This is a genomic window from Candidatus Zixiibacteriota bacterium, from assembly GCA_020853795.1.
GTDB lineage: Bacteria > Zixibacteria > MSB-5A5 > CAIYYT01 > CAIYYT01 > JADJGC01.
Genome location: JADYYF010000038.1, coordinates 1 through 14,581, shown reverse-complemented (window position 1 = coordinate 14,581; position 14,581 = coordinate 1). Strand labels below are relative to the sequence as shown.

At 58.4% G+C, this 14,581-nt stretch carries 9 protein-coding genes and 1 tRNA gene; 4 read left to right on the top strand and 6 right to left on the bottom strand.

The window, feature by feature from the left end:
- Together IT585_02310 and IT585_02305 are read left to right on the top strand one after the other, a co-directional pair.
- Positions 1-1,887 (top strand): hypothetical protein (locus IT585_02310; protein ID MCC6962062.1); only part of this gene is annotated, 1,887 nt, incomplete at its 5' end.
- 355 nt (positions 1,888-2,242) lie between these two features.
- Positions 2,243-4,279, top strand: coding sequence for a hypothetical protein (locus IT585_02305; protein ID MCC6962061.1), 2,037 nt, complete (start codon positions 2,243-2,245; stop codon positions 4,277-4,279).
- Between the two features lie 30 nt (positions 4,280-4,309).
- On the opposite strand, the gene IT585_02300 is transcribed toward IT585_02305, so the two are convergent.
- Both IT585_02300 and IT585_02295 read right to left on the bottom strand, forming a co-directional pair.
- On the bottom strand, positions 4,310-5,353 hold the full coding sequence (locus IT585_02300; GenBank protein ID MCC6962060.1) for a radical SAM protein: 1,044 nt from the start codon (positions 5,351-5,353) through the stop codon (positions 4,310-4,312).
- 9 nt (positions 5,354-5,362) lie between these two features.
- Entirely contained in the window at positions 5,363-6,697 is a 1,335-nt protein-coding gene (locus IT585_02295) for an SPASM domain-containing protein (GenBank protein ID MCC6962059.1), read from the bottom strand.
- A gap of 614 nt (positions 6,698-7,311) precedes the next feature.
- Between IT585_02295 and IT585_02290 the strand changes: the two genes are divergently transcribed.
- Positions 7,312-9,552, top strand: a complete 2,241-nt coding sequence (locus tag IT585_02290; GenBank protein MCC6962058.1) for a hypothetical protein — start codon at positions 7,312-7,314, stop codon at positions 9,550-9,552.
- 8 nt (positions 9,553-9,560) lie between these two features.
- On the top strand, positions 9,561-12,467 hold the full coding sequence (locus IT585_02285) for a DUF1565 domain-containing protein (protein ID MCC6962057.1): 2,907 nt from the start codon (positions 9,561-9,563) through the stop codon (positions 12,465-12,467).
- Between the two features lie 587 nt (positions 12,468-13,054).
- Here IT585_02285 and IT585_02280 read toward each other — a convergent pair.
- The 4 genes from IT585_02280 to IT585_02265 all read right to left on the bottom strand — a co-directional run.
- Positions 13,055-13,141 (bottom strand) — tRNA-Ser (locus tag IT585_02280).
- A 48-nt stretch (positions 13,142-13,189) separates the two neighbouring features.
- Positions 13,190-13,660 carry a hypothetical protein gene (locus IT585_02275; GenBank protein ID MCC6962056.1) on the bottom strand — a complete coding sequence of 157 codons (471 nt, stop codon included), beginning with the start codon at positions 13,658-13,660 and terminating at the stop codon, positions 13,190-13,192.
- Between the two features lie 20 nt (positions 13,661-13,680).
- A complete protein-coding gene (locus IT585_02270; GenBank protein ID MCC6962055.1) occupies positions 13,681-14,187 on the bottom strand; it encodes a hypothetical protein in 507 nt (168 codons plus the stop codon).
- On the bottom strand, positions 14,174-14,581 hold a 408-nt coding region (locus tag IT585_02265), incomplete at its 5' end, for a nucleoside deaminase (protein ID MCC6962054.1). The genes IT585_02270 and IT585_02265, both read right to left, overlap by 14 nt.

Here is a 14,581-nt window from a genome sequence, read left to right as displayed (position 1 = left end):
CTGGCCGTTGCTGCTGCCGATTCGGTTACGGGACTGGCTGTGATCGACATTTCGGATCCTGACGCGGCTGCACTGCTCGGGCATTGTCGCGTACCGGGAGTGCCTTTGTCGGTCGGTGTGATCGGCAATTATGCTCTGGTCGGAACGATGTCGGCCGGACTGCAAGTTGTTGACATCTCCGATCCACAGCAGCCGATCGTCGTCCAGTCACTTGCGACGGCGCACGGAATCTGGGATATCTGCGTCGATGACACACTGGCCTACCTTGCGGCAACTTCATTGGTAGTGGTCAACTGCGTCAATCCGCTCGCGCCGCAAGTTGTCGCCGAGCATACACCGCCGACCGGTTCAGTCCGCCACTGCGCAATCTCCGGGTCGCATGCGTTTTTGGCACTCGGATACAGCGGGATGGAGATTATTGATATCACCAATCCAGCGGCACCCGTCCATATTACCACCGACATCGCTACTGCCAAAACGGAGGCGGTCGCACTTCGCGGCAACTACGCCTATCTGGCCGCGGGGGACTTCGGCATGGTGATCGTTAATGTTGCCAATCCCGGTTCTCCGTTCAACGTCGGCGCCTGCGAAACCGGATCGCAGGCACTTGATGTTGCTGTATACGGCAATTATGTCTACTTGGCCAACGACTCCGAAGGACTGCGTATCATCAACGTCGCCAACCCCAGCATGCCATTCAACGTGGGCGCCTACAACGTCATTTCGGGAACCGAGGCGGTTGTCATTGATCTCGAGCATCTCTACGTCGGCGACAGTCGCGGCTTCTTGATCTTCAGTCTGACTAACCCGCAACAACCGCCACTTGTAGCGCAAATCAGTAATTATCAGCGGGCTACCCAGGCCACTTCGCTCTCCCTTAGCCCTGACGGTTACTCTGCATTGATCACCAGCTATTCCGGTGAAGTGGATTGCATCAGCCTTTATGACTTGAACGACCCTGACGAACAATGGCATGTCAACACGCCCGGCCAGGCCTGGGAGGCGGTCATGAGCGAAGATCAGTCAATGGTCTACATCGCAGACGGAACTGCCGGGCTCTATGTCAGACAGGTCTACTCTTCTTTTGAGCTGCAGGTTCCGGTGGGAAACTGCGACGGCATCTGCCGTCGCGACTCCATGCTGTATCTGGGTGCGGGATCGGGAGTGGTAATCGTCAACATCGCCGATCAGTTCAACCCGGTTGTCGTCAACTCACTGGCACTGCCGGGAATCCCGAGCGGCATCTACGTCCGCGACTCACTCGTTTATGCCGCCGTCTGGAACACCGGACTTCAGATCATGAATGTTGGCAATCCCTCGGCCCCGGAACTCCTGGGCACCTGCTTGCTGCCGGGAACGATTAACGATGTGGTCGTTCGGGGAAATCTGGCATATCTGGCCTGCGGGAATGCCGGTCTCTGCATCGTTGACATCGCTAACCTCTCAACTCCTTACCTGGTCGCGCAGTACATCACCCCCGGCTGGGCGGCAAGCCTCGACATCAGCTGGCCCTGGGTGGTTGTTGCCGACTGGGAGCATGGCGCCATCGCGATTCAGGTTCAGGTCCCGACGCAGCCGCGATTCGGCGGGCAATTCGACAATCTGCACACATTGGGCGCGGCGTTTCATGACGGCGGGCTATTGTTGCTTGATCAGGATGAGCTGCTCTTTGCACAAACCGCAACCTGCGGCGATGTCAACGTCGATCGATTGATCACGATCTCAGACGTTGTTGCGCTCATAAATCACTTGTTTGCAGGCTGGGCGCTGCCGGCCGGTGCGCGCCCGGATGTCAATGCGGACGGTACAGCAACCGTTACTGATGCGGTGTATCTGGTTAATTACATCTTTGCCGGCGGGGCTGCCCCATGCGCGGCGGTGCCGTAGCCGTGACTTGATGGGCAAAAAAACAGAACGGGCTGCCGGATCCTGCAGCCCGTATCTGAGCTCGATGTCATTCACAGTTGTCATTCTTTTCAACCGCGAATCAACGCAGGCGTTCCCGGTCGAACGAATTTGTTGCCGACATTTTCGCCACTGACAACAATCAATTTGGATCATTTCGATCGTAGATTAAAAGTGTAGTCCACCTCGGCTCGATCAAGATTGCCCTCACGAATGCCGTTGTTTCGGAGCGACTTGGCGTTATATTGTAATGCTAACTTGATTCTGGCCCAATCTGCCGATACAGAGGCAATGACCAGTCGCATCCGTCTGCACCTTTTTTACGCCAGGTACCACGATGTTTAGATTCTTCATGACTTGCCTGATCACTGTCGGCTTCAGCGTCCCGCTGTTTGCTGCCAATTCCGCTGCGAGTTTCGAGCACGCCCGGTCGGCCGTCGCCGTCATGCCGACCATCACCTCGCCGCAACAGATCAACGCTGTTCCGCATCCGATTGCATCCAACAAGCCGAAACGCAAGATTCACAAGAACCCGATCCCCAAGCCGGAGTGGACGCGCGGTGTTGAGATTTATGACCCGACGAATCCGCGCCATTATCTCGACCGCAGTGGCACTGCGGCCCAGCGCGATGTCGCCGGCTATGCTCCCTGCAAGAGTTTTGCCGGCATCGGCGCTACCGGCTGGGATCCGCCCGACCCGTGTCTGGCCGCGGGACCGAATCACGTTATCGAGGTCGTTAACTCTTCGATCGCGATCTTCGACAAGAACACCGGCGTCAAGCTCCTGCAGTCTACTGCCGGATTCTGGTTCGGCTCGACCGTGCCGGCACCGCCGTCGGGGTTCATCTACGATCCCAAGGTTGTCTTCGACCCCGTAGCGCAGCGTTTTGTCATTCTCTATCTTTGCACCGACGATGTCTCGAAGGCGTCATTCCTGGTGTCGGTGTCTCAAACTGCCGATGCGATGGGCAGCTGGTACAGCTACAACTTCGATGCTACTCTCAACGGCGCAACTCCGGCCAATACTTGGGCCGATTATCCCGGCCTCGGCTTCGACTACGACGAGGCCGTCTATCTGACGTCGAACATGTGGACCTTCTCCGGCGACTACCTCTATACCAAAGTGCGAATTCTGCCCAAGGCGCAGCTCTATTCCGGCGGGCCGGTGAGTTACTCCGACTTGTGGGATTTGCGCTATCATGATCTTTCGACCGCTTTCACCGTCAAACCGGCGGTCACACTCAGCGACGCCGATGGTGAGTTCCTCTTGAGCAATATTTGGTATGGCGGCAGCTACACGACGGTCTGGAAGGTCGTCGATCCACTTACATCGCCAAGTCTGAACCTCTTGCCGCGCGTGAACGTGCCCGCGTATCCACCGCCACCGAATGCCCAGCAGAAGGGCGGCAACGACATCGGCTTGCTGGGGTCGATGACCCAGGATGTCGTTTATCGCAACGGTACGGTGTACACCGCTTTCGATCAGTCCTTCAACTGGGGCGGCGGTGCGGTCGCAGCGGCGCGCGTTTTCGGCGTCGATACTGCCACGGCGGCCGCTACCACCGACATCACGTATGGCTCCGATCTGAAGCATTACTTTTTCCCGCATCTCTATGTCGATCCCGACAAGCGAATCTTCCTGGGCTATAATCGCTCGTCCGCGGAGGAATACATCGGCGTGTGGTGCGCTGAAGATCTTGTGCCCGGCACCATCGGACGGCTGATCAAGGCCGGCGACGGTCCACGTGGCGGCGGGACGCCGGTTCGCTGGGGCGACTATTCCGCCGTGGCCGGCGATCCAGTCGATCCGAATCGGGTGTGGGTTGTGAATGAGTACAATGCTGTTTCGTCCAGCGAGTGGCGCACCTGGATCGGACAAGTTCCGGCGCGCGTGCTGGCGCCGGTGCAGGCGGCGCCAACCGACGCCAGCCGCCAGCGTGTTCCCATAGCGCTCTCCTGGGATTTGCTCGATCCAGCCACGACGTACGTCGTTCAGGTTGATAAAGACACCAGTTTCGCGACACCGGACATTGATGTAACCGTGTCCAGCAACAGCTACAGTGCCGCCGGTCTCTCCGGGGAAACCGTGTATCACTGGCGCGTGCGCGGCGTCTCGGCCTGTCCCGACAATCCGTGGTCGAATGTCTGGTCGTTCACCGCCTGCACGTTCATCCCGGGCGACGCCGACGGCAACAGCATCACGAATATCAGCGATGCGGTCTCTGTGGTGGCCTACATCTTTGGCGGCGGCGCAGCTCCAACGCCGCTGATCTCCGGCGACGCCAATTGCGACACGCAGGTCACGATCGCTGATGCCGTCTACCTGATCAACTACGTTTTCGCCGGCGGCCCGGCCCCCTGTGATCCGTGTTGATAGGAAGTGCCCCGATCTTGTTCTGAATCCCTATGCACTGGTACGTTGCGCGGCACACGCGGCGTACCGGTACAGGCATTGAAGTGTCGATCCGTGCACATCGCCGCATTGTGTCCAGGCGCTACCGCGACAGCCGCCGTGGCAGTTGCTGAAGTTGTCGCAGTCGCGACACGGCCCTGTGATTTCCTCGCTCGAGAATCGTGCTACCGCCGCCATCCGCGGATTCTGCCAGATCTGCTCGAACGACTCGTCGCGCAAATTCCCAATCCGGAACACCGGATCAAGGAGCGCGGTGCAGGGAAACACATCGCCGTTACCCTTGACGTAACAGGTTTCGACACCGGCGATACATTTGTGAAAACCATATTCCGGTGGAACCGGCCCAAAGCTGACGTCAAACGACATCACCAGGGTACTATCGTCCTGCGCTCGCTGAATGAATGCAAATAGGTCGCGTCCGTCATCGGTGAATTCCAATCGACGCCGAACTCCCTTCCCCTTACCGCGTCCCACCGGTGCGAAGCCACAAAAGCGAATGGCGTCGACACCCTCGCGCTTGGCCAGGGCGATCATGTTGTCCGCGTCATCGAGCGTTTCGCGACCGATCAACGTTGCCAGATGCACCCGCAGATTCTGGCGTTTGCAGATACGGATCGCGTTGATAATGCGGTCAAATTCCTCGTCACTGGTTGCGCGCATGCGTCGGTTGCGCTCCGCTGTTGATCCGTCGAGGCTGACCTGGACTGCCCGGATTCCCGCTTCCGCCAGTCTTGCGGCGCGTGCCTCATCCAGCAAGACGCCGTTGGTCGTGATGTTGGCTTTGATTCCAAGCGCACCGGCATGCTCGGTCAGCTCTTCGAGATCCTCGCGCAGAAGCGGCTCGCCGCCCGTCCAGCCGATCATCACCGCACCGGTTTGTGCCATCGAATCGATGACGCGCTTGCACTCCGCGGTGGACAGCTCCGGCCTCGGCTTGCGCGCTGCCGCGCTATAACAGTGTGGACACTTAAGATTACAGTAGCTGGTGATTTCCCAGCCGATGATCTGCGGTCGACGTTGTTGCGGCTCAGTCATAGATTGCCCTCACGCCTGCTGCGCCGCCGCCTGTTGGCCCGCCTGATACGTGAGCGCCAGCAGCCGTTCCAAATTGTATTTCCACGGCGAGCAGACGCCCGTTGCTGTCCGTTTCTCTTCGATCCCCGAGATCGGACAACCTCCCATGCAGATCGGTAGCACGTCGCATTCGCGGCAGCCGGGGAATTGGAACGGATCCCAATTGCGGTAGGCGTCGAGGTTCCGCTGCTGCTGTTCCGATGGCTGCGCGGAGAACAAATCTCCGATCGACCGGCCGGCGTCGTTGGCGATATCTTCCCAACATTTGAACAGGTGGCCGGTGGGTGAGACGACATAGTAGCCTTCAGCCACAGCGCCGCAGGCGGCACCGCCCAGAATACGCGGATAGTCGGAGCAATTGATTCTCTTTTGGTTCAGAACACTCTGGATCTGAACCAAGGTATCAGCAAATTCGGCATTGTCATAGCATCGGTCGCGGATGTCGGCACAGGCGTGTCCCGAGGCTTTGATCTGCCCGAAGGTGATCCGGACTTTCGGCAACACGCCGCGCCGGTCGAGGATTTCGACCACCTCGTACACGGATGCGACATTGTCGCGGTCGACATTGATGCGTACATTGATCTGCAAGACTTCCGCGGCGCTTGTGATATTGTCCATCACCCGGTCGAACGTGCCGCGCCCGTTGCGCAGCTTGCGGCGACTGTCGTGTACAGCGCGCGGTCCGTCCACGGTGATCTGGGCGCGCTCGATATGCAGCGCCGCCAATCGTCGGGCCAGAGTCGCATCGAGCAGATAGCCGTTGGTTATGATTTGACTGGGGACAAACCCGGCCCGTTGCTGCGCCGCCAGCTCCAAAAACTGATTCTGCAGCCGCTCGACCAGCGTCATGCAGAGCGTCGGTTCGCCGCCGAACCAGCAGATGCGCAGCGCCTCCGCCTTCCGCAAGTGATGCGCGGTAAAACCTACCAGCGCCTCCTGTGTCGCCGGCGACATCATAACCTGTGAACGCGCTTCGAAGCAGTAATCGCAGGCGAAGTTGCAGGCCAGCGTTGGCGCGATTGTCAGCGTCAGGACCGGCGCATCCAGTCGCGCCGTCCGCCCGATCACCTTCAGCGCCGCCCGCTGGTCAACCTGGTCCGGGATCAGGAACATCCCCTGCTGCAGGCATTGCAGAAATTCTGCGTCTTGCTGCGTCTCGGCCTGATCCGGATGCTCCAGTAGAAATCGGACGCGCGGATAATGCTCCAGCTCGATCTCGGCGACTGCGCCGGAATAGCTGTTGTAGGCCAGGACGACGGTACCCCCGTTTACGGCGAAGAAATGATTGTACGGTGAAGACTTCATGTGTTGACCGCCCCGAGGTTTATGATTTCCGACGCCGCTTGGCACGGATCGGCTGTGCGCCGACAGTCACGTCGACGCACAGCTCCTGTTGCTACCGGACGGCTAATAATGGCCGCAGATGATTCTCAACGGGCCCTTAACGCCGCAGATGATCAGATAGGGCTTCAGGATTGGTTCAATCCCGGGCATAGTGATGATTTTCATCAGCACTCTCCTTCCTCTGGGTAAAAGACCGGCAACAATGTCACACAACTGCCGAAGCGATCGCGCGCCACGAAATCGCATCCGTTCGCTGCGTTCACCACCGACAGGCGATTTTGGTCAATCATCAAATCCCGTCGCGTGCAAACATCGTGGAATGCATGACGCCTGATTGCGATGGAAGATGGCTGACGATAGCATTTATCGAGCAAGTTGTCAATAATGAAATGCCTCATGCTTTGCTGCGGCGTATCAGACCCGTCCTGTCCGCCGTCAGCTGAGATAGACAGTCCGGACGGGAAGAAAACTTATTCTTGATTATTCGGTTCAAAAATATATATTTTTGTCCGGTATAGCATACCCCAAATCGTCATATACTCGTCCTTTAGACGTCCTACTCTGCGAGGTCCGCCATGTCCTACTGTCGTACTGTTGCGTTCATGATCTTCGGCTTGATTCACATCATGGCGCTTTCAGCATCCGCCGTGCCGGCTCTCATCAACTACCAAGGATCTCTGTCTGACTCGCTCGGTGTACCGCTTGACACAACGATTGCCATGACTTTCGTGCTGTACGCCGATTCCGCGGGAAGTACACCGCTTTGGAGTGAGAGCCATCCTGCCGTTAGCATCCACGGAGGAGTCTTTGCCGTAATGCTGGGTTCCATCACCCCGTTTTCGCAGACAGTGTTTGACGGCAGTGTGCGCTGGTTCCGGATGCAAATTGACGGAGATCCGCTCACGCAACCGCCGCTCAAGATTGTGAGCGTAGCTTACGCGTTCCGATCGCAGTTTGCCGATACAGCGAGTTTCGCGATCGCAAGTGCGGGCAGTGGCGCCGGAGGCGGCTGGACTGACGACGGTACAGTGGTACGGTTGACCAATCCGGCTGACCAAGTCGGTGTGGGTTTGAACAATCCCAATCGAAGTCTTTACATCCTGAAGCAGGAAGAAGGTCTGGCGTTGCCGGTGAAGCTCGACAACCCGAATTCGAACATTGGCACCGGCATCGGGATCTTGTTTTCGACCGGCGGTAACGGCGCCGGTCAACTTGATACGTCGCGGGGCAAGGGCGCTCTGGTCTACGAACAGCGCGGTGACTATTGGAATCGCGGCAAATTCCATTTTCTGCAGAGCCGGTATCCAACAACCGGATTGCCAACGTTGAGCGATGCTGTCCTGACGATCGAGTTCGGCGGGAATGTCGGGATCGGCACTACCACGCCCGCACGACGACTCGACGTTCAGGGTGGCATGCGTCTAAGAGGACAAGAGGGAAACGTCGCGGACATGGGTAACGGACTCGATCTGGCGTACGATGCTTTCAATCAGCTTGGACTGATTCGGACCATCGTCGGAGCCTCTTACGGAAATCTCTATCTAGGTCAGGGGAAGGTCGGGGTCAACACGATGATTCCTGAAGAACAGCTCGATGTTGTGGGCACCGTCAAGACGACCGGTTTGAAACTGACAAGCGCACCCACACGTGGTTATGTGCTGACCGCCGACTCGGTCGGGACTGCGACCTGGCAGCCGGCCAGCGTTTCGCTACCCTATAGCGGGACGTTAGGGACAACCGCAGTGGGGTTCTCGGTCACGACCACCGCTGCCAGCGGTACTGCGATCCGCGGCTGGAATACGAGCAAGGATAACCGTGGCATACTCGGCGGCGATACCGCCGGCGTCTATGGCACCAATGGCGGCTACGGTATCGCTGTCCTGGGCGAAGCATACGGCGGCAAGGGGATTTATGGAAAGCACCAAAGCGGCAACTATGGCTGGCTCGGCGGCGACAGCTACGGAGCGTACGGCGCCTATGCCGGCGCGGCTAACTTCGGCGGCTTGGGCGGCAGCAATTACGGAGTCTATGGCCAAAGCGGCAGCGGCTTCGCCGGCTACTTCAGCGGCCGCGGCTACTTCAGCAACAACGTCGGCATCGGTACCACCAACCCAAGCTACAGGCTTCATGTCTACCACAGTGGCGGTGGCTTCATCATAAGCGAAGCCGGTAGTAATGAGTTGAACGGCTACGTGGTTCGCGAGGCAGGAGTCTCGCGCTGGATCCTCTTCTTCCGGGGGTGGCAGAGTGACAATCTGATCGTTCGCGACGAACCCGCCCTGCGCGATGTCATGACATTTCAATCTGGGACAGGCCGAGTCGGTATCGGTACTTCTACGCCGGAGGAGCAGTTGGACGTAGCTGGGAATGTGCGCTGTACGATCATGAAAATTACCGGCGCGGATGTCGCCGAGCCGTTCGAGGTCGCGTCCGATAGCGGACTCAAGCCCGGTATGGTGGTGAGCATCGATCCGGCCGGTAACGGCAAGCTACAGGTGACCTCTGAACCATACGATCACCGCGTTGCGGGTGTAATCAGCGGCGCCGGCGGGATCGAACCGGGCATTGTCTTGGGGCAGGCCTTTCAGCCGACCGCGGGCGGTCAACCGGTCGCCTTGAGTGGGAGAGTCTACTGCTGGACAGACGCTTCGTCAGGGGCAATTGAACCGGGCGATCTCTTGACCAGTTCAAGCACTCCGGGTCACGCGATGAAAGCAGCCGACCATAGCCGAGCCCAAGGTGCGATCATCGGCAAGGCGATGAGCAGGCTTGCGGAAGGTCGCGGCCTCGTGTTGGTACTGGTCGGGCTTCAATAGGGGGTATCATGCAAGGGATCAAGGGATTTCGCAGACTTCTGCCTCTCCTTGTCTGTTTGTTGCTGATGCAGGCCCGCAGTAATGCCGCAGTTCAGGTCAACCGCCTGCTTGATGCCTCGGGCCGACCGTTCAGCGGTTCGGTAAGCATCAAAGCAGCCGTAGTTGGAGGAGGCATAGCAATTTGGTCCAACGACGGCTCGGTGACAGGACTCGATGAACCGCTCACGGCCTTCCAAGGCGTGGCTGTCAATGGTGAGATCACCGTGATTCTGGGCGCGCCACCGCAGAGGCAGTTCTTTCCCGAAGCGCTGTCGGTCGTGCCGAGCCCATATTTGCGCGTCTGGGTTGACATAGGTGAGGGATATCGCTTGATTTCAGAGAGGCCTGTCACGGTACAGCAGGTAACACCCTGCGATGATTCCCGTCCGCAGACCGCCACGACTGACCACCTGAAATCGCCGAAGGAGAATACTAACGGTCTGACGCGCAGCCGGGAGGTGGTTGACCAGAAAATCGAGCGAAAGAAGTCGACGGCCAAGGTGAAGCGGGATGATTATGCCCGTGACCCTGGCCCCCGATTTCGCGAGGAGTTCCGCCAACGGGCCGATGCCAACGGTTTGATTCCGATGAACGGCCTGCTCGATGCCAAGGTGCAGATCGATGAAATGGTTACCCGTAAAGGAGCACGCGATGCCGGAATTTGGCAATGGGAGTGGCTTGGACCCGGTGATGTCGGCGGACGTATTCGCGCCATTTTGGTAGACCCGGACAATCCCAACACCATGTGGATCGGAAGCGTATCGGGCGGCATCTGGAAGACAACAAACGGCGGGGAGAGCTGGGCCCCCATCAACGACTTCTTGCCGAGTCTGGCGATCACCTCGATCGTCATGGATGCCGTGAATCACGACGTCATGTACGCGAGTACCGGGGAAGGCTTCATCAACATCGATGCGCTCTTCGGCGCCGGGATTTTCAAGAGCACCGATCGTGGCAACACCTGGGTGCAGCTGGCAAGTACCAATAACCTCGACTTTCGCTGGGTGAATCGTCTCGCCACCCACCCAACTCGCGCGGACACGATTTTCGCCGTTACCAACGGGACGCCAAGCCGAGTCTGGCGCTCCGGGGATGGCGGGGCTACCTGGCAACCGCGCTGGACACTGAATTCCGCCGGGACCGACATCGATATCCACCCGACGAACCCGAATCGCATCCTGGTCGGCTGTGCCGACCATCTGTACTATTCAGACAACGGTTCCGTTTCGTTCACGCTGCAGACCACCGGTGCCGCCGGCAAGCTGCCGACCGGCAGTGGTCGCTGCGAGGCGGTATTTTGTCCGACAGCCGCTGATCGTTACTATGTGGCGATGGAGCGCAACGGAGGCGAGTTGTGGCGCAGCAATGACGCCGGTCAGACTTGGACGCTCCAGAATACCGGCAGCAACTTCTTCATCGGCGCCTCCAATCAAGGTTGGTACGACAATGCGCTCTGGGTGAATCCGGTCAACGCGGATTTCCTTGTGGTTGGCGGAATTGACTTGTGGCGCAGCACGAATGGCGGAGTCAACTTCGAGAAGATCAGTCAGTGGGTTGCTTATCACGTTGGCCTGTCGGCGCACGCGGATCATCATATCATCGTCCATCACCCGGGCTTCAACGGCTCAACCAATAAGCGGGTCTATGTCGGGAATGATGGCGGCATTCAGACAGCGACGGATATCTACACGGTGAGTGAATTGCTCGGCTGGACCAATCTTGCGAACAATCTTGGGATTACGCAGTTCTACGGCGGTGCCGCCGAGCCGACACCGGAAGGGGGAATTATCATCGGCGGTACGCAGGACAACTCGGTGCTGCAGTATCAGCTGGAAAACGGCTGGATGCAGTGGACCACCGGGGATTGTGGCTTTTGCATCATTGACGCTTCCACCTGGCCGTTTGCAACGCTGATCAGCGAGCATCCCAATCTTGCAGTGATCAAGGGCCAGGTCGGAGGAATCATCTGGACAGATGCCGTCAACGGCCTGACCGATAACAGCGCGGGGAATTCCCTCTGGATGGCGCCGCTGGTGGCAGCCCCGGACGATAAGTCGGTAGTTTTTGCCGGCGGACGAAGCATCTGGAAATCGGAGAACCACGCCGATCTCTGGACGTCAGTGCGCCCACCGCAGACCGGGAATCCGCTCTGCAGTGCAATTGACGTCGTCGGCGACGGCTCCGGCATTGTCTGGGTGGGTTACGACAATGGGGATGTGGCCAAGTCTACTGACGGCGGCAACACCTGGACCGAGATGGATGACAGCCTGCCCGGCTTGCCGAATCGCTGGGTCACCGATATCGCCATTCACCCGATCTTTCATGATCAGGTAGCCGTTACCTTCTCGGGCTTTAACAGCAACAACGTTTGGATTACAACTACCGGCGGTGAGGAGTGGATCCGGCGCACGGGAACAGCCCCCGATACACTGCCGGAATTGCAGGTCAATACCGTGCGGTGGCATCCCACCAACCGATTACTGCTATATATCGGAACGGATCTCGGTGTCTTTGCCAGCGATGACGAGGGCAAGACGTGGAGCACGGCAACAGCGTATCCTCTGGACAACGAGGGCCCGGTTCACACGCGTATCGATGAATTGTTTTGGGAAAGCGAAACCTTCCTCTATGCGGCGACGCACGGGCGAGGAATGTATCGCTGTCAGCCGCATGCGATCCTCTATGTCGATCCCGCCGGGCCGATCAACGGCAACGGAAGCGCAGCGGCTCCGTTCCGGACGATCACCGAGGCGATCAACGCTGCCGGTCATGGCACGTGGATTTCGATTAAGGGCGGGACGTACAACGAAGCGCCCGTAGTCTTCAGCAAGAAAGGGACGATTATTGTCACGACCGGGCCCGTGATCATTGAATAAGAACGGCAGGCGGCCGAACGTGTCCTGGAGCCAGATCAAGACGGCGGTGTTGGTGGCGAGGGGGTCTCGCTGATCCTGAGTAGTGGAAATGCCATCCTCGATGGCGATGCCGACTGGGATGCGGGCAGTCTACTGCCCAGCCAATCCGGATGGGAGCCTTGCTGCCGCCAGAGCCGGGCAAGAAGGCTGGCTGATCTCAGGCGTGGATTTATTCGAACGCTGAAGACAAGTACTCAATCTGCGGCTACTAAGTTCAAGACCGATGCATTCGAGGGTGATGGTAGGCACCAATCAAACGAGCACTTGATCAACATAATCTTCTGGTGCCTACGTATCATGACAATCCGAGAATCGGGACAACTTCGGGCAGTGCGAACGGCGCAGGTCTTCGCCGATGTGTTCTTTGCAGTTTTTGCCAAGGCTGCCAACAAGGTTCCTGACCATTCGAGAAGTCCCACCGCGTAATGCTGAACATTCTCACAAGCACGTATCAGACGTTGATCGTCGGGAGAACCAACTCAACTGGCGGGGAGAATTCGGGAATCCGGTTGCGGCTTACGACGCTGCGATGTAAGTAGATAAATATGCGGAGAGGCAGGGATTCGAACCCTGGATACCCTCGCGGGTATAACGGTTTTCGAGACCGCCGCTTTCGACCACTCAGCCACCTCTCCGGTAATCATGGTCTAATCAAAATGTCAAGTGCGCCGTCGACCGGCCCATCAACTCGATAACTGGCGCCAGGCGGATTCAACTTCGTCGCCTTTCGGCCGGATAATCAAATACCCGACCGGCGGGATGATCAGCATTGCCATCGCCCAAGCGAAGTTCCCGCCCACCAAGTGGGCCGCCAGTGCGTACATCGCCCCCGCCGCCATGCAAGCGTATCCGATCAGATAGGCGCGCTGAACAATCGTTTTCGGCGTCGCAGGTCCTGCGCCCTGATAGCGCGGCTTCAACTTGCCCGCCAGCGTCAGCCGCTTCATCATGATGCCGACCGGGATTTCGATCAAGGCGATTGCCAGCAACAGGTACTGAAACAACTCGGCCTCGGGATTCGTTGGTTTCCCGGCCCGCTGGGGTTCCAGCACCAGCCAAATCACCGCGGCGACGATCACCGGAACACCGAAACAGAGCGCCCATCCAATCACATTGATGCGCGCTTCGAGCGCTGAGACCTCGGATGGATTCATCTCAATATCCCGTTGTCCGCTCACTCGTCGTCTTTGGATCGGCGCGGCACCCCGAGGATTTCCGCCACCAGCCGCTCTACTTCCTGATCGCGCGGACGCAGCAGGAGCAAACCGGCCGGACAAAATACGGAAATGAGCACGTAGGTGTCAAGGTCGCCGCCGAGAAAATAGAAGATTAATCCGTACAGCGCCGGCGCCGCCGCAACGACAAATACCGGCACGTAGGCATCTGCCAGGTTTTCGCCGAACTCCGCCGGCTGTGCCACCCAGCGCGCTTTTAGCTGCTTCGGATTCAACAAGCGTCGCTTCAGCAAGTAAGCCGCCGCCAGGTCAACCGCGGACACGCCAAGAAACGCAATGCCGAGAACTTCAAGATTGTTTGGTGCGGCGATCGGATCGGCCAGGAAGCCAAAATATTTTCTCAGCAAGAGCGCCGCCAATAACATTAACACCGGAATTCCGACGCAGATATGCACGCCGCGGCGCGCCACCATCCCCTGAATATCCCGGATTTCAGCTGGGTTCAACGCCATTCTTCCGTTTGAGGCGGATTCTCTCAAAGAACTCGCTGATCAAGGCTGCGCACTCGAAATCGCGCACGCCGCCCACAATTTCCACTTGATGATTCAGTCGTGGATCCTGCCCCAGATTGAACACCGATCCGCACGCCCCGGCTTTGGGATCTCTGGCGCCAAACACCAGGCGTTTGACCCGGGCCAGTACGATTGCGCCCGAGCACATCGCGCATGGTTCAATCGTGACGTACAACGTGGCGTTCTCCAGATAGCGCGATTGCAGCTTGTTGCAGGCAGCGGTAATTGCAATCATCTCAGCATGCGCCGTCGGATCTTGCAGGATCTTGTTCTGATTATACCCGCGACCGATCACGCGCCCGTCATGCACGACCACGGCGCCGATCGG

Coding starts and splice junctions, on each gene's coding strand:
- IT585_02305 (MCC6962061.1), top strand. CDS start 2,243: ATGTTTAGATTCTTCATGACTTGCCTGATCACTGTCGGCTTCAGCGTC.
- IT585_02300 (MCC6962060.1), bottom strand. CDS start 5,353: ATGACTGAGCCGCAACAACGTCGACCGCAGATCATCGGCTGGGAAATC.
- IT585_02295 (MCC6962059.1), bottom strand. CDS start 6,697: ATGAAGTCTTCACCGTACAATCATTTCTTCGCCGTAAACGGGGGTACC.
- IT585_02290 (MCC6962058.1), top strand. CDS start 7,312: ATGTCCTACTGTCGTACTGTTGCGTTCATGATCTTCGGCTTGATTCAC.
- IT585_02285 (MCC6962057.1), top strand. CDS start 9,561: ATGCAAGGGATCAAGGGATTTCGCAGACTTCTGCCTCTCCTTGTCTGT.
- IT585_02275 (MCC6962056.1), bottom strand. CDS start 13,660: ATGAATCCATCCGAGGTCTCAGCGCTCGAAGCGCGCATCAATGTGATT.